17 protein-coding genes are annotated in these 17,593 nt (G+C 59.6%); 7 read left to right on the top strand and 10 right to left on the bottom strand.

All coding sequences use genetic code 11. From position 1 onward, the window contains the following. Nucleotides 1-97: 97 nt before the first annotated feature. The 5 genes from ACYVHT_RS09300 (at nt 98) to clpB (ending at nt 4,577) form a co-directional block, all read left to right on the top strand. Complete coding sequence (locus ACYVHT_RS09300; protein WP_460550329.1) at nt 98-319, top strand: type II toxin-antitoxin system Phd/YefM family antitoxin; 222 nt, start codon at nt 98-100, stop codon at nt 317-319. Continuing rightward, the gene (locus ACYVHT_RS09295) at nt 316-579 is read left to right on the top strand and encodes a type II toxin-antitoxin system YoeB family toxin (RefSeq protein WP_460550327.1); all 264 of its coding nucleotides are present in this window, start codon (nt 316-318) and stop codon (nt 577-579) included. The genes ACYVHT_RS09300 and ACYVHT_RS09295 overlap by 4 nt, the downstream gene beginning before the upstream one ends. Before the next feature lie 187 nt (nt 580-766). Beyond that, nucleotides 767-1,084: a hypothetical protein gene (locus ACYVHT_RS09290; protein ID WP_460550325.1), complete on the top strand. Its 318-nt coding sequence runs from the start codon at nt 767-769 to the stop codon at nt 1,082-1,084. A 52-nt stretch (nt 1,085-1,136) separates the two neighbouring features. Then, nucleotides 1,137-1,781 (top strand): hypothetical protein, encoded by a 645-nt coding sequence (locus tag ACYVHT_RS09285; protein WP_460550323.1) that lies wholly within the window; start codon nt 1,137-1,139, stop codon nt 1,779-1,781. Nucleotides 1,782-1,967: 186 nt separating this feature from the next. Further along, a complete protein-coding gene (clpB, locus tag ACYVHT_RS09280) occupies nt 1,968-4,577 on the top strand; it encodes an ATP-dependent Clp protease ATP-binding subunit (RefSeq protein WP_460550321.1) in 2,610 nt (869 codons plus the stop codon). A gap of 696 nt (nt 4,578-5,273) precedes the next feature. Here clpB and ACYVHT_RS09275 read toward each other — a convergent pair. The 3 genes from ACYVHT_RS09275 to ACYVHT_RS09265 form a co-directional block, all read right to left on the bottom strand. Next, complete coding sequence (locus ACYVHT_RS09275) at nt 5,274-5,675, bottom strand: hypothetical protein (RefSeq protein WP_460550319.1); 402 nt, start codon at nt 5,673-5,675, stop codon at nt 5,274-5,276. A gap of 118 nt (nt 5,676-5,793) precedes the next feature. Next, nucleotides 5,794-6,693 (bottom strand): hypothetical protein, encoded by a 900-nt coding sequence (locus tag ACYVHT_RS09270; RefSeq protein WP_460550317.1) that lies wholly within the window; start codon nt 6,691-6,693, stop codon nt 5,794-5,796. A 143-nt stretch (nt 6,694-6,836) separates the two neighbouring features. After that, on the bottom strand, nt 6,837-7,310 hold the full coding sequence (locus ACYVHT_RS09265; RefSeq protein WP_460550315.1) for a hypothetical protein: 474 nt from the start codon (nt 7,308-7,310) through the stop codon (nt 6,837-6,839). A gap of 336 nt (nt 7,311-7,646) precedes the next feature. Between ACYVHT_RS09265 and ACYVHT_RS09260 the strand changes: the two genes are divergently transcribed. Both ACYVHT_RS09260 and ACYVHT_RS09255 read left to right on the top strand, forming a co-directional pair. Further along, nucleotides 7,647-8,240, top strand: coding sequence for a HupE/UreJ family protein (locus ACYVHT_RS09260; protein ID WP_460550314.1), 594 nt, complete (start codon nt 7,647-7,649; stop codon nt 8,238-8,240). 150 nt (nt 8,241-8,390) lie between these two features. Then, a complete protein-coding gene (locus ACYVHT_RS09255) occupies nt 8,391-10,748 on the top strand; it encodes a M1 family metallopeptidase (protein WP_460550312.1) in 2,358 nt (785 codons plus the stop codon). A gap of 189 nt (nt 10,749-10,937) precedes the next feature. On the opposite strand, the gene ACYVHT_RS09250 is transcribed toward ACYVHT_RS09255, so the two are convergent. The 7 genes from ACYVHT_RS09250 to ACYVHT_RS09220 form a co-directional block, all read right to left on the bottom strand. After that, nucleotides 10,938-11,606 carry a cytochrome b/b6 domain-containing protein gene (locus ACYVHT_RS09250; RefSeq protein ID WP_460550310.1) on the bottom strand — a complete coding sequence of 223 codons (669 nt, stop codon included), beginning with the start codon at nt 11,604-11,606 and terminating at the stop codon, nt 10,938-10,940. Nucleotides 11,607-11,629: 23 nt separating this feature from the next. After that, nucleotides 11,630-12,874, bottom strand: coding sequence for a pyridoxal phosphate-dependent aminotransferase (locus tag ACYVHT_RS09245; RefSeq protein WP_460550308.1), 1,245 nt, complete (start codon nt 12,872-12,874; stop codon nt 11,630-11,632). An 83-nt stretch (nt 12,875-12,957) separates the two neighbouring features. Beyond that, entirely contained in the window at nt 12,958-13,932 is a 975-nt protein-coding gene (locus ACYVHT_RS09240) for an N-acetylmuramoyl-L-alanine amidase (protein WP_460550306.1), read from the bottom strand. A gap of 65 nt (nt 13,933-13,997) precedes the next feature. Further along, nucleotides 13,998-14,789, bottom strand: coding sequence for a hypothetical protein (locus tag ACYVHT_RS09235; RefSeq protein ID WP_460550305.1), 792 nt, complete (start codon nt 14,787-14,789; stop codon nt 13,998-14,000). A gap of 128 nt (nt 14,790-14,917) precedes the next feature. Further along, nucleotides 14,918-16,570: a ribonuclease Y gene (rny, locus tag ACYVHT_RS09230; RefSeq protein WP_460550303.1), complete on the bottom strand. Its 1,653-nt coding sequence runs from the start codon at nt 16,568-16,570 to the stop codon at nt 14,918-14,920. A gap of 259 nt (nt 16,571-16,829) precedes the next feature. Next, entirely contained in the window at nt 16,830-17,123 is a 294-nt protein-coding gene (locus ACYVHT_RS09225) for a cell division protein ZapA (protein ID WP_460550301.1), read from the bottom strand. A 40-nt stretch (nt 17,124-17,163) separates the two neighbouring features. After that, the gene (locus ACYVHT_RS09220; protein WP_342296880.1) at nt 17,164-17,460 is read right to left on the bottom strand and encodes a hypothetical protein; all 297 of its coding nucleotides are present in this window, start codon (nt 17,458-17,460) and stop codon (nt 17,164-17,166) included. Nucleotides 17,461-17,593: the final 133 nt, after the last annotated feature.

Below are 17,593 nucleotides of genomic sequence, written 5' to 3'. Positions count from 1 at the left end.
GTTGCTATCCGCCGCCCGCCGCTGAAGAAACGGCAGCTTCTATGTAGCGGCAAGCAGGCATCAGGAACTAAGCGGAATCTTTGTAGTTTTGAATAGTATGAAAATCACGCTGGAAATTCCTGATAGCAAAGCGGCCTTCATGATGGAGTTGCTGCAAAGCCTGCCGTTTGTGAAAGCCACCCCGGCCCGCACGAAAGCCAAGCCGCAGGACGAAACGGAGTACCTGTTGAGCAACCCCGCCAACGCGAAAGCCTTGCGGGATGCCATTGAGCGCTTGGAGAGTGGTAAAGGCGTGCAACACGACCTCATCGACGCATGAAGCTGATTTGGGATGAGGCCGCTTGGGAGCAATACCTGTATTGGCAGGAAACTGACCGCGCCATTCTCCGCAAAATCAACACGCTACCAAAGGAATGCCAGCGCACCCCTTTTGCGGGCACGGGCAAACCCGAAGCGCTGAATGGCGACCTGCGCGGCTACTGGTCGCGGCGTATAAATCATGAGCACCGTTTGGTTTACAAAGCCTCCGAGGACGGATTGTGCATTGCTGCCTGCCGCTTCCACTACGGGGATAAATAACGCCCCCGCCCACTGTCCCCGCCGCTGGCACGATACCCCAGCTTCTACCCCACGGCCGCCCCAACCACCCCCCGCCCGCCGCCCCCGCCGCTAAAGAAACGGGAGCTTCTGTGTAGCTTGCTGAACTGAACCAGAGAAAATAACCTCCCACCAGTGAGCACCAGCTTACTGAATTTTTGAAAAAGACATGGAACTGAGAATTCTAACCAAGGAATTTATCAAACATTTGCAATCGCAAAAGGGCATTGACAATTTGTTAGATGCGGTGTTGAATATGAAAAAAGAAAATGACGAAGCTATTTTGGCTAAAGGATTCAGGTTAGATACATTTAATAATGAGACGGCGGCGTTGCAAGACTTTCGGAAAGATTTGAAATTTATAGAAGAAGGCATCAACGGTTCATGGAAAGACGATGTTACTAATGACGATACACAGGAGTACTACTGGTCATTGCAGAAGCAGGTTGAAAAGATTTTAGATAATATCAAAGCAAGAAATAATTAATTATTTCTTGCTGTTTTTTTTGATTTGCTTCTCAAACTTAATTAATTTTCTCATGAACTTAAATGTATCAATCAATAATGCTCTGGATAATCTTGACTCTGGTTTTAGAACCGAAGCATTAGATGAGTTCAAGAGTATCTACGATGCGTTTATTTCTAACGCAAATAATTCAACGCCTGCTTTTACAAGTAGAGAGGCATATTTATTGTCTAATACAATGAATATAATGCAAATCGAACTCAGTAATTATGTCGATATGCAATTGCTTACAGAATTTGGAATTAGGCTTGCGATTGCGGCGGAAGGCTTAAGAGGTGGTAGAGGAGATGACTGTGAACATCTTAGGGCAGTAGTTCTGGCTATGATGCAGAGAGGTGGGCGCGAGGTGAAACGAACTCTGGTTCAAATGTTTAAGGAAGGACAATTTGAGCCTTTGAAGTTGGAGGATGGCATAAATAATTACTTGCTAGTTGAAACATACTTTCTGTCAATGACATACTATCATTACACAAAAAATGTGTATGATAGTACGATGCTTCCATTTTATGAGAGATGGGGTAAAATAGTTGGAACAACGTTTTCTTCTGCTCCATTTAATATGGATACCAATGAATTTGCTGAGTTAGGTAAGAGGATAAGTAATGCTTTTTTCAAATACCTAAGTTCAAAATATAAAGTCAACATATCTTTCAATTGACTTCAACAAGTGTTGAATGAGAAAGGAGGTTAGATAAGACAGAAGTGACTGTAATGTTGTCTTGTTTCTAGGGTTTAGAAAATAGAATCCCCGCCAAAAAGTCCGAAAAACCACTCTCGCACCCCGTTTGCTAGTCCCTTCGTACAAACTTCCTAACCCGAAGTTCCTACCCAGAAACTAACCAACATGGACTTTAAAAACTTCACCATCAAGGCACAGGAGGCCGTGCAGAAGGCCACCGAAATAGCCGGGGGCAACCAGCAGCAGGCCGTCGAAACGGGCCATTTGCTGAAGGGCCTCTTCCAGAGCGACGAAAGCGTCTTCTCGTTTCTGGCCAACAAGCTGGGCGCCAACCTCAACATCCTCACGCCGCGCCTCGATGCCCTGGTGGCCGCCTACCCCAAGGTGAGCGGCGGCTCGCCCTACTTCGCCAACGACGCGGCCGCCGCCGTGCAGCGCGCCAACACGGCCATGAAGGACATGGGCGACGAGTTCGTGTCCGTCGAGCACCTGCTGCTGGGCATCCTCGGCGGCAAGGACGCCGTGGCCACGCTGCTCAAAGACACCGGCTTCAACGACAAGGACTTGAAGGCCGCCATTAAGGAGCTGCGCGGCGGGCGCAAAGTCACCAGCCAGAGCGCCGAAGACCAGTACCAGAGCCTGAACCGCTACGCCCGCAACCTCAACGAGCAGGTGCGCGCCGGCAAGATGGACCCCGTGATTGGCCGCGACGAGGAAATCCGCCGCGTGCTGCAAATCCTCTCGCGCCGCACCAAAAACAACCCCGTGCTGCTCGGCGAGCCCGGCGTGGGCAAAACCGCCATCGTGGAGGGGCTGGCCCAGCGCATCGTGGCCGGCGACGTGCCCGAAAACCTGCGCGACAAAGTCATCATGAGCCTCGACATGGGCCTGCTCGTGGCCGGGGCCAAGTACAAGGGCGAGTTTGAGGAGCGCCTCAAGGCCGTCATCAAGGAAGTGACCGATTCCGACGGCCAGATTGTGCTCTTCATTGACGAGATGCACACTCTCATCGGGGCCGGCGGCGGGGGCGAGGGCGCCATGGACGCCGCCAACCTGCTCAAGCCCGCCCTGGCGCGCGGCGAGCTGCACGCCATCGGCGCCACCACGCTCAAGGAATACCAGAAATACATCGAGAAGGACAAGGCCCTCGAACGCCGTTTCCAGGCCGTGATGGTGGACGAGCCGACCATTGAGGACGCCATCAGCATCATGCGTGGCATCAAGGAAAAGTACGAGTTGCACCACGGCGTGCGCATCACCGACGACGCCGTGATTGCGGCCGTGGAGCTGAGTGCCCGCTACATCACCGACCGGTTCCTGCCCGACAAGGCCATCGACCTCATGGACGAGGCCGCCGCCAAGCTCCGCATCGAGCTGAATTCCATGCCCGTGGAGCTGGATGAGATTCAGCGCCGCATCATGCAGTTCGAAATCGAGCGCGAAGCCATCCGCCGCGAAGACAACCGCGACCGCGAAGCCATCCTCAGCAAAGAACTGGCCGAGCTGAACGACCGCCGCGACACCCTGAAAGCCCGCTGGGAAAGCGAAAAAGGCGTCCTCACCGGCATTCAAACCCAGAAGGAAGCCATCGAGCAGTTCAAGCTGGAAGCCGAGCAGGCCGAACGCCAGGGCGACTACGCCCGCGTGGCCGAGCTGCGCTACGGCAAGATTCAGGAAGCCGAAGCCAAGCTGAAAGCCCTGCAGGACGAAGCCAACGCCAACAAAGACGGCGGCGCCATGCTCCAGGAAGTAGTGACCAGCGAGTCCATCGCCGAAGTGGTGGCCAAGTGGACGGGCATCCCGGTGAGCAAAATGCTGCAATCGGACCGCGAGAAGCTGCTCAACCTCGAAGCCGAGCTGGGCAAGCGCGTGGCCGGCCAAGCCGAAGCCATCGCGGCCATTTCCGATGCCGTGCGCCGCTCCCGCGCCGGCCTGCAAGACCCCAAGCGGCCCATCGGCTCGTTCATTTTCCTGGGCACCACCGGCGTGGGCAAAACCGAGCTGGCCAAGGCCTTAGCCGAGTACCTGTTCAACGACGAAAACGCCATGGTCCGCATCGACATGAGCGAGTACCAGGAGCGCCACGCCACCTCGCGCCTCATCGGCGCGCCTCCCGGCTACGTGGGCTACGACGAAGGCGGCCAGCTCACGGAGGCCGTGCGCCGCAAGCCCTACTCGGTGGTGCTGCTCGATGAAATCGAGAAAGCGCACCCCGACGTGTTCAACATCCTGCTGCAAGTGCTGGACGACGGCCGCCTCACCGACAACAAAGGCCGGGTGGCGAACTTCAAGAACACCATCATCATCATGACCTCGAACACCGGGGCCGACATCATCCAGAAGAACTTCAAGGACCTCAACGAGTTCAACCACGAGGAGGTCGTCGACCGCACCCGCGACGAAGTGGTGGAGCGCCTCAAGCAGCACATGCGCCCCGAGTTCCTAAACCGCATCGACGAAATCGTGATGTTCCAGCCCCTCAAGCGCAAGGAAATCCGCCGCATCGTCGACATCCAGTTCAAGCAAATCCAGCAGCGCCTGGCCGAAGCCGGCATCCAACTGGAGGCCACGAACGAAGTGCTCGACTACCTGGGCGAATCCGGCTTCGACCCGCAGTTCGGCGCCCGCCCTTTGAAGCGCGTGTTGCAGCGCGTGATTCTGAATGAGCTGTCGAAAGACATTCTCTCGGGCCGCGTTTCGAAAGATGCCGTGGTAGAAGCCGTGCTGGAAGACGGCGCGGTGAAGTTTGAGAACGTGGAAATGCCAGCGGTGTAGTTATTGCGTCGGATTTGAATGGGAAAGCCCCGCTGGCGTTGTGCTGGCGGGGCTTTCTTGTGTTTAGAAGATGGACACACTTAGGCTTTAGAAGAACTGAAATAAGCATCCGTTAATGCTAATAAAGACAAAAGCCCCCGCTGGTTAAAGCGGGGGCTTTTGTTATTGAGGCGGAGCAGAGGGTTTTACCTCTCTGCCCCGGTGTCGTTTATCACATGTTTCTAAACTTCCCGAGCTAGACATTACGACTCCGCCAGGTAAATGCTCGAGAAATCCAACGATGTTAAGTGACTGATTTTATGCATGATGATAATTGTTAATGGTTTGATGAGTTCCCAGGTGTGCTCTAAAACGAACTTGCCAACTTCAGCGAAGAAGAAGTGCAAGCCTAACCAGAATGCAACAACAACCAGGGGTTTCAACAAGGGCCATTTAGCGCTTACCGCAATCCACCAAGACGAAACGCGTGACGACACGCAGACCGTTGACAACGCCTATTGCGTCATCGTAACGGACCTTACAGCGTTTGAGAAGGAAAGGTTCAATATCGGACCAACTTTTTGAAATATGCTGCGGCAGGACGATTTTTAGAAACTCCCGCCACCCCCGCCGCGGCAGCCACGGCGGCGGTACACATGCATCAAAAAGCCCCGTCAGTAACTGCTGACGGGGCTTTCCTATTATTTATCAGAAAAGCTAATCCCTGAAATATTTTGCTTTTTTCAAACGGCGCTGTACGTAGTGAGGCAGCGCTTTGCCCTGCTCGTAGGCACTAATGGCTGCGTCTTCGCGGCCAGCGCTGAACCGCACCAGTTTGCCAACGCCAATGCCCGCCGGGATGCCGCCCAAAGCAACAATGCCTACCACCGTGCCGCTGCCATTGCCCGAGCCGCCAGCCGAAGCGCCCGCAATGCGCCCGGCAAAAGCAGCGCCAATAATTGTCCAGACAATGCCGCCGGTGCGGTGCTTGCCAAACATCCGGTGAACCGCCTGCACGGTATCGGCGTGCAGCGCGGCGCCTGTGGATGCCGACTGCTGGGCATACGAGTGAATGCCCGTGCTTAGCATCAGGCCTAAAACGAATAATTGTTTCTTCATGATAACACACAGGCCGGGTAGGTGGCCTGCGTAAAGAGGGTGAAATTGAGGGTGTTACTAAATTGTGCGCCAATGCTTTGGGCGAGCTTGCGGCCCGAGGCAGCAAAAAAAGGGCGGCTTAGCGGCGGCGGGCGGCTTTGCGCTCCATGCGCTCGCGGTATTTGCGGCCGGCCGTGAGGTGCTGGGGCTTGAGCCGGGTACGGAGCGAGGGCGGCAGCGGGCTGCCGGCCAGGTAATTGTCGCGCAGAGTGCGAAACCTGGCGTTGGAATAGGGCGCGTTGTGCACGAACATATAGGTCACGCCTCCGGCCGCCAGCAGCAGGCCGGCCGCCACCTGGCCGGCGGGCGGGTCGCTGCTCTGGGTTTGCCCGTAGGGCGAGGAGGAAGTACTCGTTGTGGTGGCGCCGGTCATCAGGCGCAGGCCGGGCAGGGCCAGCAGCAAGGGCAGCTGCCCGCCCAGCCGCTTGGCGTTGAAATAGCCCTGGATGGCATCGAGGGTATCTTGGCGGGCATCGGCCTGCTGCTGTGCCGGTGAGATGACGGGCGGCGGGGCATCTGCCGGGGCCACGCCCCTGGCCATAAGTGGATTATCGGCCGATGAGGTGCTGTGCAGGGGCGTGAAGCTGCCCCGCAGCCGCCGCCGGATGCTGGCCGGCAGGTGCCCGGTGGCGGCCAGGTCGCGCAGCACGCGGCGCTCGCGCCCCCAGCCAAATTGCAGCAGCTTCTTGGTGCCCAGCAGCACCAGCCCCGAGCCAATGACCACGCCCGGCGTCCAGACGCCGGCACTGGTGCTTTGCTGGGCCGGAATGATGGATGCGGCCATACCCGCCCCGCCAAACGCGAGCCAGCCAAACCCGCCGCCGCGCCGGCTCTTGAACAGCTCGTGCACGGCGCGGGCTGTATCCTGCCGGGTGAGGGTGAAGGGCACCCAGCCCACGGCGGCTGGTGCGGGCGTTTGGGCGTGGGCCGTGCCCAGGGCGAGGAAAAGCAGGAAAGCCAGCAGGTAGCGGTGCAGCATAAAAAGTTGGGTAGAGCAAAAAGTCCGGCAAGTTAGCCGGACTTTTTCACAGTTTCCAGTCCCTGCGGCACAGGCTTGGCGCCTGAGTGTGTGCGAGCTATTCTGCTAGCCAGGCGTCGGTTGAGGCGCACCAATTGGAGGAACTAGCGCAGGTTTTTCCGCAGGCGCCAGCGGATTTTAGCGGGTAACTGGCCCGTTGCTTCGTATCGCGCAATCACCCTGGCCTCGTGTTTGGGGCCAAAGGCGATAAGCTGCTGGATGCCCACGCCCATAACCGGTGCGGCGATAATGCCATAAATCACGGCATAGCCGCCAAAGCCGAGTTGGATGCCGCCGCCGCCCCAGCCATAGCCCCCGCCGGAGCTTTTGGGCGAGCCTTCGGCGGCGGCCGAGATGCCAGCCAGGGCAATGTTGGCGGTGAGGGCTCCGAAGGTGAGGAAATTGCCCACGCGCCGGTGCTTGGTATAGATGCGGTGGATGGCCCGCACCGTATCGGCGGAGGTGTAGCGGGCGGGAGCGGCAGCCCGAACAGAATCGGCCGAACCCGAGGTAGCAGTAACCGATTGGGCCGACACGGGGCCGGCGAGCAGCAGCAGAAAAAGGGCGTGGCGTAGCATGGCAAGTGGGGTGTGAATGTGGGTGATTGATGAGGCGAAGTAAGAGGCCTGATTGCGGCCTGCCAAATAGCGGGGTGTATGCTGTAAAATCCTTTTTATGGGTTTGGTGCTAAGTTGTATATCACTGTTGATTAATAAATTAAGGCATGATGTTTTGACTTGGCCAGGGCTGTGTAAAGTCCCGTGATGACACAATTATAGTTTCGCACCGCTTCGAATTCCTTTCCTCGTCGCATCGGTTCATAGCAGCCCCAATGTGTGGCTTACCGAGTGTTTTCGCCGGAGCCCCGACCTTCGTGTGCTTTCCCGCTATACCCGGCGGGTAGCCTCTTCCAGATGTCTGTTTTTGTCACTTACCTGCAGCTCGGCTTCCTGCACATCTGCACGCCGCGCGCGGCCGACCACCTCACGTTTCTGCTGGCGCTGTGCGCCCCCTACGTGCTGAGCGACTGGCGGCGCGTGCTGGCGCTGGTCACCAGCTTCACCATCGGGCACTCGCTCACGCTGGCGCTGGCCACGCTGGGCGTGGTGGCGTTTCGGCCGGCCATCATCGAGGCGCTGATTCCGGTTACCATTATGGTCACGGCCTTGGTGAATATGCGCGGGGCCAGCCGCGTGTTCACGCGGCGCACGCCCGTGCTGGCGGCGGCGCCCAATGCGTTGGCGCTCGGCTTTGGCCTCATTCACGGGTTGGGATTTTCCAACTACCTGCGGGCATTGCTGGGGCCGAACAGCCGGCCGGTGCAGGAGCTGCTGGCCTTCAACGTTGGGGTGGAGCTGGGGCAAATTCTCATCGTGACGGTCATTTTGCTGGCCGGCGCGGTGCTGCTGGGCAGCCTGCGCGTGGCCCGGCGCGACTGGCTGCTGACCACCAGCGGCGCGGCCCTGGGCATTGCCACGGTGCTGCTCATGCAGCAGCTGTGGCCGTAGGGGAGGAGGGCCGTCGGGTTTACAGGGAACGTCATGCCGAGCGTAGCCGAGGCATGACGTTCTGTTTCACCAGCCTCTTCGCAACCTTGCCGTAACTTTAGCGACTTTCCCAGCTTCTGCTTCTTCTGATTTCTCACTAACGCTTTCTCTATGCGTCGTCTTTTATTCGCCGGGCTGGTGCTGGCGGCAGCGGGCCAGCCGGCCGCCAACGCCCAAACCACCAACTCCGGCACCGACAAGTTCGCGCAGCTCGAAACGATGCTGCCCACGCCCAACAGCTACCGCACCGCCAGCGGCGCGCCCGGCCCGGAATACTGGCAGCAGCGCGCCGACTACGACATCAAAGTCACCCTCGATGATGCCAAGCAGGCCATCTCGGGCCGCGAAACCATCACCTACACCAACCGCTCGCCCGATACGCTGCCTTACCTCTGGGTGCAGCTCGACCAGAACATTCTGGACAAAAACTCGATGACGACGGCCACGCAGGTGGGCCAGCTGCAGGATAAAATGTCTTTCCAGGCGGTGGAAGGCCTGCTGTCAGACTTCGACGGCGGCTTCAAAATCGAGAGCGTGACCGGCAAGGACGGCAAGGCCCTGAAAACGGTGACCAACCACACCATGATGCGCGTGGATTTGCCGGTGCCGCTGCGGCCCGGCCAGGTCTTCGCCTTCAACGTGAAGTGGCACTACAACATCAACGACCAGCTGAAAATCAGCGAGCGCAGCGGCTACGAGTTTTTCCCGGAGGACAAGAACTACCTCTACGAAATCGCGCAGTTCTACCCGCGCATGGCCGTGTATTCCGACAACCAGGGCTGGCAGCACAAGCAATTCCTGGGCAGCGGCGAGTTTACGCTGCCCTTCGGCGACTACAAGGTGAGCATCACCGCGCCCAGTGACCACATTGTGGGCGCCACCGGCACGCTCCAGAACGCCGCCCAGGTCCTCAGCGCCACCCAGCAGAAGCGCTTCGAGCAGGCCAAAACCGCCAAGAAGCCCGTGCTCATCGTGAGCCAGGACGAGGCCGTGAAGAACGAGAGCAGCCGCGCCACCGGCACCAAAACCTGGACCTACGTGGCCAAAAACGTGCGCGACTTCGCCTGGGCCAGCTCGCGCAAGTTCATCTGGGATGCCATGGGCGTGATGCAGAACGGCAAGCCCGTGATGTGCATGAGCTACTACCCCAAGGAGGGCAACCCGCTCTGGGGCCAGTACTCGACGCAGGTGGTGGCCCACACCATCAAGACCTACTCCAAGTTCACCATTCCCTACGCCTACCCGGTGGCCATCTCGGTGCACGGCCCGGTGGGCGGCATGGAATACCCGATGCTGTGCTTCAATGGCGGGCGGCCGGAGAAGGACGGCACCTACTCGCCGGAGCGGAAATACGGGATGATTTCGGTGATTATTCACGAAGTGGGCCACAACTTCTTCCCCATGATTATCAACTCCGACGAGCGGCAGTGGACCTGGATGGACGAGGGCCTGAACTCCTTCGTGCAGTTTCTGACCGAGCAGGAGTGGGAGCGCAACTACCCCAGCCGCCGGGGCGAGCCGCGCAACATTGCGGCCTACATGGCCACCGACAAGAGCCTGCAAACCCCGATTATGATTAACTCGGAGTCGGCCCTGCAGTTCGGCAACAACGCCTACGGCAAGCCCGCCACGGCCCTCAACATCCTGCGCGAAACGGTGATGGGCCGCGAGCTGTTCGACTACGCCTTCAAGACCTACGCCACCCGCTGGGCTTACAAGCACCCCACGCCCGCCGACTTCTTCCGGACCATGGAAGACGCCTCGGCCGTGGACCTCGACTGGTTCTGGCGCGGCTGGTTCTACACCACCGACCACACCGACCTGGCCCTCGAATCGGTGAAGAGCTACAGCGCCAGCACCCGCAACCCGCAGATAGAGAATGCCCGTCTGCAGCAGCAGAAAGCTGCCGCGCCGCAGTCCATCACGGCCCAGCGCAACGCCCAGGACATCAAGCAAACGCTGGTGGAAGAAAAGCCTGAACTGAAGGACTTCTACAACGACTACAACCCGCTGGCCGTGACGCCCGCCGACCAGCAGCGCTACGCCGCCCTGATGAGCAACCTCACGGAGGCGCAAAAGCAACGCCTCGGCGACTCGCAGAACTTCTACGAGCTGAGCCTGCACAACGTGGGCGGCTTGGTAATGCCCGTGGTGCTGCAAATGACTTACGCCGACAACACGCAGGAAATCCAGACCATTCCGGCCGAAATCTGGCGCAAAAACAACGAGTACGTCACCAAAGTCATCGTGACCAAGAAGCCCGTCATCAGCTTCGTCCTCGACCCCTTCCAGCAAACGGCCGACACGGATTTGAGCAACAACGCCTTTCCGCGCCAGCCCGCCGCCTCGCGCTTCGAGCTGTTCCAGCAGCAGCAGCAGGCCCTGCCCAACCCCATGCAGCTGCAGCCCAAAGCCTCGGCCAGCCCCCTGCAGAAGCTGGAGCAGAAGCCCGTGGGCAGCGGCCAGTAGCCTCACGTTCACCGCACCCCCTAGGGGCACCGGCCCGGCTGCAACGATTAAACACTCAACAAAAAAGCCCGCATTTGCGGGCTTTTTTGTTGAGTGTTTCTGGATGAAGCGTTTCCGGTGCCTCCTCTTTTTTGGAAATGCGCTTCAAGCATTTTTCGGGGGCAAGGGGGTGAGATTGACGGCAGATGATTACGCCTTCCGGATATTCGGTGCTTCCCCGCCCACCATGCGCGAAATCAGGCCGTGGTCCTCTTTCATCTCGGCCCATACCACGCCTACCACGTGCAGCAGGATGAAGCCGATAATCAGGAACATGGTTACGTTGTGGGTTTCCTCGGCCAGGTGGTGAATGCCTTTCAGCCAGGACACGTCCTCGAAAATTAGAATCAGCCCGGTGGCCACCATGATGGTGATGAAGAGGTAAAACAGCGCGTAGGTAGTTTTGGCAAACAGAATCTTGCCGGCCTCGCTCTTGCCGGCGGGCGGCGCGAGGCGGTAGCGGCGCAGAATTTCCATCAGCCGGGCCGAGAAGCGCAGCTCTGAAGGCCCCGTGAGCTGCAGGCCCAGCCGGAATACCCACAGCGCCACCAGCGTCCAGCCGAAATAGATGTGCCAGGCCCAGATACGCTCGCTGATGATGTGGGCCAGCTCACGCGCCTGCGGCACCGAAACCTCTTTGCCCGAAGCCGACGACTGCAGCTCCGTCACGGCCGACTTGGACTTGACAATCACCTTCTGAAATAGAATGGTCATCAGTTGCAGGCTAATCAGCAGCGCGTTGGCCCAGTGCCAGAACCGCAGCGTGCCACGGTAATCCTTGATGGGTACTTCGACGGCGGGGGCAATGGCTTCGGGCATAGCAGCGACGGGGGATAGGGTTGTCAGACGGTGAGGGCCGTGGCGGCTTCTACGGCGGTGGCGGCCACAGGTTCTACGCGGCCGGGGTACTCGCGCAGCGCGTGAGCCAGGCAGTTGAGCGCCGCCGCCAAATCGGTGCGGTTGATGACGTAGGCCAGGCGCACTTCCTGCTGCCCCCGGCCCGGCGTCTGGTAGAAGCCATTGGCGGGCGAGAGCATCAGCGTCTGGTTATCAAGCGTAAACTCTTCGAGCAGCCATTGGCCGAATTTCTGGGCATCGTCCACGGGCAGGCGGGCCACCACGTAAAAGGCCCCGCCCGGCACCGGGCACACCACGCCCGGCATGGCCCGCAGGGCCGCCACCGTGAGGTCGCGCCGGGCCTGGTATTCGGCGCGGGTGCCGTCGAAGTAGGAAGCCGGCAGCTCGGCGGCGGCTTCGGCGGCCACCATTTCCAGCACCGGCGGACAGATGCGCATCTGCCCGAAGTGGAAGGCCGCCTGCCACACGTCCGGATTGCGCGTGACGAGGGCGCCCACCCGCGCCCCGCAGGCGCTGTAGCGCTTCGAAATCGTGTCGAGCATCACCACGTGCTTTTCGCCGCCGGTCAGGCTCAGGGCGCTGGTGGCGCGGGCGCCGTCGTAGCAGTATTCGCGGTAAGCCTCATCGGAAAGGAGGTACAAGTCGTGCTTTTTGCACAGGCCCAACAGTGCTTCCAGCTCAGCCTGCGTGTACACGTAGCCCGTGGGGTTGCTGGGGTTGCAGATGAGAATGGCGCGGGTGCGGGCGGTGATAACCGCCTCAAAGTCAGCCAGCGGCGGCAGGGCAAAGCCGTCCTCAATGTGTGCCGTGACGGCCACAATGCTGACGCCGGCTGCAATGGCAAAGGCGGTGTAGGTGCCGTAAAAGGGCTCGGCCACAATCACCTCATCGCCGGGGTTGAGGCAGGTGAGCATGGCGAAGAGAATGGCCTCGCTGCCCGCCGTGGTCACCATAATGTCCTTGAAGCGGGCCGGGATGCCGGCGCGCTGGTAGTAGGCTTCCAGCTTGCGGCGGTAGCTCTCGGTGCCCGCGCCGGGCGCGTAGCCCAGCACTTTCACGTCGGCGTTGCGCACGGCGGCCAGCATCTCGGGCGGCGTCAGCACGTCGGGCTGGCCAATGTTGAGGGGGTAAACGATTTTGCCCTGTTGACGGGCGGCTTCGGCAAAAGGCAGCAGCTTACGGAAAGGCGAAACGGGCATGGCCTGCCCGCGCTTGGATACTTCTAACATAGAATAATAGTAAACCCCCGGCCAGCGCCGCTATTGCCGCAGCGCCCTCCTCAATTTGGCTAAATATAGCCGCCCGCAGGCGGTTATAGGCACTTCTTATACAGATTATACAGAATCCGGTTGTCGGCCTCGGAGAGCGGCCCGCTCACATTCTGCTGAATGAAGTGAAGCTTGAACGCCCGGATAGCCGCCGGCAAATCCCTGGTGTCGTAGCCGATAATGCGCAAGGCATCGCGCTGACTGAACACCGTTATCGGACCGTTGAGGCGGGCTAATTGACGGTCAATCAGCGTGGTGTCCGTTTGCGCTTCGGCGGGTGGGGTTTCGTCGCTTTCCAGCGGGCGCGGGGCCAGCAGGCGGCCGGCCAGGGTCACCGCGCTATCGGGCCCGAAGGGGCTGGGCAGCGGCCCGGCATCGTACCACAGGCCGAAGCCCGCGCCCGCCAGCCGCTTCCACGGAAACAGGGCGCTGGGGTCGTTTTTGCGGGTGGGGGCAATGTCGGCGTGGCCGATGAAGTTGGCCGCCGGAATGCCGTAGGTCTTTTTCAGGCTGCCCAGCACCTGCAGCAGGCTGGCAATCTGCGGCTCGCTAAATGGTTCTTTTCCATTATTATCCAGCTCAATGCCAATGGACGAGGAGTTGATGTCGGTGGTATTGCCCCAGCGGGCCACGCCGCCGTGCCAGGCCCGCAGGTAGTCGTTCAGCATGTGGTACACCCGGCCATCGCGCCCAATCACATAATGGGCACTGACCTGCGTGCTGACCATCGTAAACGTCTTGAGCGTCTGGGCCGTGGAGTCCTGCGCCGTGTGGTGAATGACCACGTAGTTGGGCTTGCGCAGGTTGAAGTTGGTGGTGCCCACCCAGTATTTGCCGGCCATCAGGCTGTCGCCGCCGGGGTTTGGTACGGGGGTGATGCGCAGCGACTTGGCGTAGGCTTTCGCCTGCGCTTTGTACGACTTGTTGGTGGCGGCGTAGGGATTTTTCTGGGTGACGCAGGCGACAAGGCTTGCGGCGGCCAGCAACTGGGCCAGGCCGGCGGTCAGGCGGGTTTTCATCGGCGTGAAATTACGGCGGTGAACTCCAGCATCGGATGCGGAAAAGGGATGGCCGGGCTACGCCATCAATGCGACTCGGGAGCGACCGGTGCCTTTTTGAACAGGCAGTGTGGAAACAACGTAATGCCGAGGGTGGTATAGCCCCGGCTCTGCTTCAGGTCGCGCACGCCCGACGAATACGTGGTACCGGGGTCGTTGGCATCGTATCCGAACGTGGCCGAGGTGCCCCAGGCCGCCTGCAACTGCACCGGGCGGCTCTCGGTGGGGCCATCGCCCAGCCGCACCCGAAAGTAAAACATGGGCTCGCTGCGGGTCATTTGGCTGAGGTCGATGGGGACGGCTTGGTTGGTCAGCGACGTAAAGCTCACCTGCGTTACCCGATAAGCCGCCCCGAAGGACACCGCCCTGCTGGCCTGGTAAGTGCCATACAGCTCGCCGAATACCTTGTTGTACCGGGCGTCGTATTCGTAGTGCGTGGAGGGGAAAATAATTCCCGGCCTGTTGAACGCCGCCGCGCTGTGCGCCTGCCCCACGCCGGCCAGCCCGCCCACCAGCCATTGGTCGCCCACCCGCCAGTAGGTACCCAGCCCGACGTCATACTGGTGCCCACGGTAGTAGGTGCTGTCCTTCGAATCGTTGCCAAGCGTGCTGTAGGAGGCGCGCACCAGCAGGTGCCGCACCGGCGAGTAGGTGCCCGCTATTTCCACCCGGCCGTTGAAGTAGGTGCTGCCAGTAATTTCGCCCTGCTGCTTATCGGTAATCTGCGGGGCAGCGCACTGCATGGGCATATACACCACGCAGCCCGCCAGGACCTGACCGATAACGCAGCCCAGCACAAAAAGTAGCGGTTTTCTCATCACAGGCAGGGGGGAAGGAATCAGTGGAAAGGAGCCCGAAGGCAGCAAAAAAGCAGCCTCCGCAACAAGAGTCGCGAAGGCTGCTTTTGGTTGCTTCGAGGTGCCCGCGCTAATGCGCGTGCAGGATGTTACTTCGCATACGCCACGGCGCGCATCTCCCGGATGACGGTGATTTTAATCTGGCCGGGGTACTGCATCTCCTTCTCGATTTTCTGCGAAATCTCGAAGCTGAGCTCGGCGGCGCGCTCGTCGGTCACGTTCTCGGCGTCCACCATCACGCGCAGCTCGCGGCCGGCCTGAATGGCGAAGCACTGGTTCACACCCTTGAAGCCGTTGGCCGTTTCCTCCAGCTGCTTGAGGCGCTTGATGTAGCTTTCCATCATCTCGCGGCGGGCGCCGGGGCGCGAGCCCGAAATGGCGTCGCAGGCCTGCACGAGCGGCGAAATCATGGCCGTCATCTCAATCTCGTCGTGGTGAGCGCCGATGGCGTTTACCACGTCGGGATGCTCTTTCCATTTCTTAGCCATCTCCATGCCCAGAATGGCGTGGGGCAGCTCGGGCTCCTCGGTGCTCACCTTGCCGATGTCGTGGAGCAGGCCGGCGCGCTTGGCTTTCTTCACGTCGAGGCCCATTTCGGCCGCCATGGTGGCACAGAGGTTGGCTACTTCGCGGCTGTGCTGCAGCAGGTTCTGGCCATAGCTGGAGCGGAAACGCATCCGCCCCACCATCTTAATCAGCTCGGGGTGCAGGCCGTGAATGCCGAGGTCGATGATGGTTTTCTCGCCGATTTCGACAATTTCCTCCTCGATGTTCTTGCGGGTTTTGGCCACAATCTCCTCCACGCGGGCCGGGTGAATGCGGCCGTCCTTCACCAGCAAGTGCAGGGAGAGGCGGGCAATTTCGCGCCGCACCGGGTCGAAGCCCGAGATGATAATGGCCTCCGGCGTGTCGTCCACGATGATTTCAACGCCCGTGGCGGCTTCCAGCGCCCGGATGTTGCGGCCCTCGCGGCCGATGATTTTGCCCTTCACGTCGTCGCTTTCAATGTTGAAAATCGACACGCAGTTCTCAATAGCGTGCTCCGAGGCAGTGCGCTGGATAGTTTCCAGCACAATTTTCTTGGCGTCCTTGGTGGCCGTCAGCTTGGCCTGGGCCACGGTGTCCTTCACGTAAGAGCTGGCCTGAATCTGGGCCTCGTTTTTCAGGCTTTCTACCAATTGCTCGCGGGCTTCGGCGGCGGTCAGGTTGGCAATGGTTTCGAGTTGGCGCTGCACGCTGTGCAGCTGCTCATCGGCTTCGTGCTGCTTGGCTTCCAGCTCGGCCATGGCTTCCTCGTGGTCGAGGCGGCGCTTCTCGGCCTGGGCTTCGAGCTTGTCGCGGAGCTGCTGCGTGTCGGCCTGGTTTTTCTCGCGCTGGCGCTCCAGGTCGGCTTCCTTTTTCTGCAGCTGCTCGAGCTGACGCTGCGTGGTTTCGGTGAGTAGCTTGATGCTTTGTTCCTGCTCCACCACGCCCTGGCGGCGCTGGGTCAGCTCGTTTTCGAGCTCGGTTTTCAGGCGGCGGCTTTCGTGGTCGAACTCATTGCGCAGGGTCTTGAACTTGTTCTTGCTCTGCTCCAGCCGCTCGTCGGCCTGCTTGATTTTCTCGTCGCGAAGGCGGTTGCCTTTTTCCTCCGCGTCGCGGAGGATTTGCTGAGCGCGGGCCTGGGCCTCGCCCTCATGGTCGAGCCGGGCTTTGCCGGCCAGCTGTTTACCAACCACGAAGCCCGCCACAAGGGCGACCACCGCAGTGAGTATACAATATAATATGATGGGTGACATGTAATTATGGTTTTTGGATGGGTGAAAAAACCATAACCAGGTAGAACGAAGATGCCCGGGCCAGACGGAGGCGGCCGATTGCCGCGCCGCCCAGCCGGGCCAACGAGATTGTGTGCGTGCGGCGAGTGAGTAGCAAGAGGTAAGTAGCAGGAACTAAGAGCCGAAGCTCTCCATCTGGCTAAGTAGCACGTTGTCTGGCTACTTGTTACTTATATCTATCTACTCAACTTGCCAGCACTACGCCGGATAGTAGCTCGTCGAAACGAGCCAGCCGTTCGGTTAGCGCCGCATCGGTGCCATCCTTTTCCTTGCTCACTTTCAATTGGTCGGCCATGGTGGCCAACGCAACCATGGCCAGCAAGTCCTGCTTGTCCTGAATGCCGTAGCCTTCTCTGAATTCGCGCAGTCTGTCGCTCAGCATTCGCCCGGCCAAGCGCAGCCGTTCCTCGTCCTGCACGTCAACGCGCATGGGATAGTCCCGGTCAGCAATACGAATTTTGATGGCTAGTTCGCTCATACGGCGATAATTAGGCTTTGGGGGGTGAGGGTCGTTCGGTTTAGTCTCTCAAATAGGCAAGACACTTGTCCAGTTCGCGGATGTATTCGTTGAGGCGCAGTTTAAGTTCGTTGGCGTGGGTGGGTTCCCCAGCTATGGTGTGTACAAGTTTAACAATATTTTCTTGGTTTTGGCGCTCTTTCAGCAGCCGGTCTTTCTCGCGCACATCGGCCCGCAGCTGCTGCACGGTGGTGTTGGCATCGGCCAGCTCCTCGCGCAATTGCTGATAGGCAGCCACTAAGGTGGTAATCTGCCGCTCCAGGCGGTCGAGTTGCGCAAGCTGTTGAGAAGAGGCCACGGGCGAATAAATTTTGGGTGAAGATAACGCGACGCGCCGAAAGCTACGCTTTATCCGGCGCTTGCTCGCAGCTTGTATCTCAGGCCGGTTTGATTTTCAGGCACCGGCCGCCGCAAATGGAAAGCCGCCGGCC

This window comes from Hymenobacter daeguensis (genome assembly GCF_054780555.1).
Note: the sequence above shows the minus strand (reverse complement) of the source record. Positions and strands in the feature narration are given on the sequence as shown.

Coding starts and splice junctions, on each gene's coding strand:
- ACYVHT_RS09300 (WP_460550329.1), top strand. CDS start 98: ATGAAAATCACGCTGGAAATTCCTGATAGCAAAGCGGCCTTCATGATG.
- ACYVHT_RS09295 (WP_460550327.1), top strand. CDS start 316: ATGAAGCTGATTTGGGATGAGGCCGCTTGGGAGCAATACCTGTATTGG.
- ACYVHT_RS09290 (WP_460550325.1), top strand. CDS start 767: ATGGAACTGAGAATTCTAACCAAGGAATTTATCAAACATTTGCAATCG.
- ACYVHT_RS09285 (WP_460550323.1), top strand. CDS start 1,137: ATGAACTTAAATGTATCAATCAATAATGCTCTGGATAATCTTGACTCT.
- clpB (WP_460550321.1), top strand. CDS start 1,968: ATGGACTTTAAAAACTTCACCATCAAGGCACAGGAGGCCGTGCAGAAG.
- ACYVHT_RS09275 (WP_460550319.1), bottom strand. CDS start 5,675: ATGAAGAAACAATTATTCGTTTTAGGCCTGATGCTAAGCACGGGCATT.
- ACYVHT_RS09270 (WP_460550317.1), bottom strand. CDS start 6,693: ATGCTGCACCGCTACCTGCTGGCTTTCCTGCTTTTCCTCGCCCTGGGC.
- ACYVHT_RS09265 (WP_460550315.1), bottom strand. CDS start 7,310: ATGCTACGCCACGCCCTTTTTCTGCTGCTGCTCGCCGGCCCCGTGTCG.
- ACYVHT_RS09260 (WP_460550314.1), top strand. CDS start 7,647: ATGTCTGTTTTTGTCACTTACCTGCAGCTCGGCTTCCTGCACATCTGC.
- ACYVHT_RS09255 (WP_460550312.1), top strand. CDS start 8,391: ATGCGTCGTCTTTTATTCGCCGGGCTGGTGCTGGCGGCAGCGGGCCAG.
- ACYVHT_RS09250 (WP_460550310.1), bottom strand. CDS start 11,606: ATGCCCGAAGCCATTGCCCCCGCCGTCGAAGTACCCATCAAGGATTAC.
- ACYVHT_RS09245 (WP_460550308.1), bottom strand. CDS start 12,874: ATGTTAGAAGTATCCAAGCGCGGGCAGGCCATGCCCGTTTCGCCTTTC.
- ACYVHT_RS09240 (WP_460550306.1), bottom strand. CDS start 13,932: ATGAAAACCCGCCTGACCGCCGGCCTGGCCCAGTTGCTGGCCGCCGCA.
- ACYVHT_RS09235 (WP_460550305.1), bottom strand. CDS start 14,789: ATGAGAAAACCGCTACTTTTTGTGCTGGGCTGCGTTATCGGTCAGGTC.
- ACYVHT_RS09225 (WP_460550301.1), bottom strand. CDS start 17,123: ATGAGCGAACTAGCCATCAAAATTCGTATTGCTGACCGGGACTATCCC.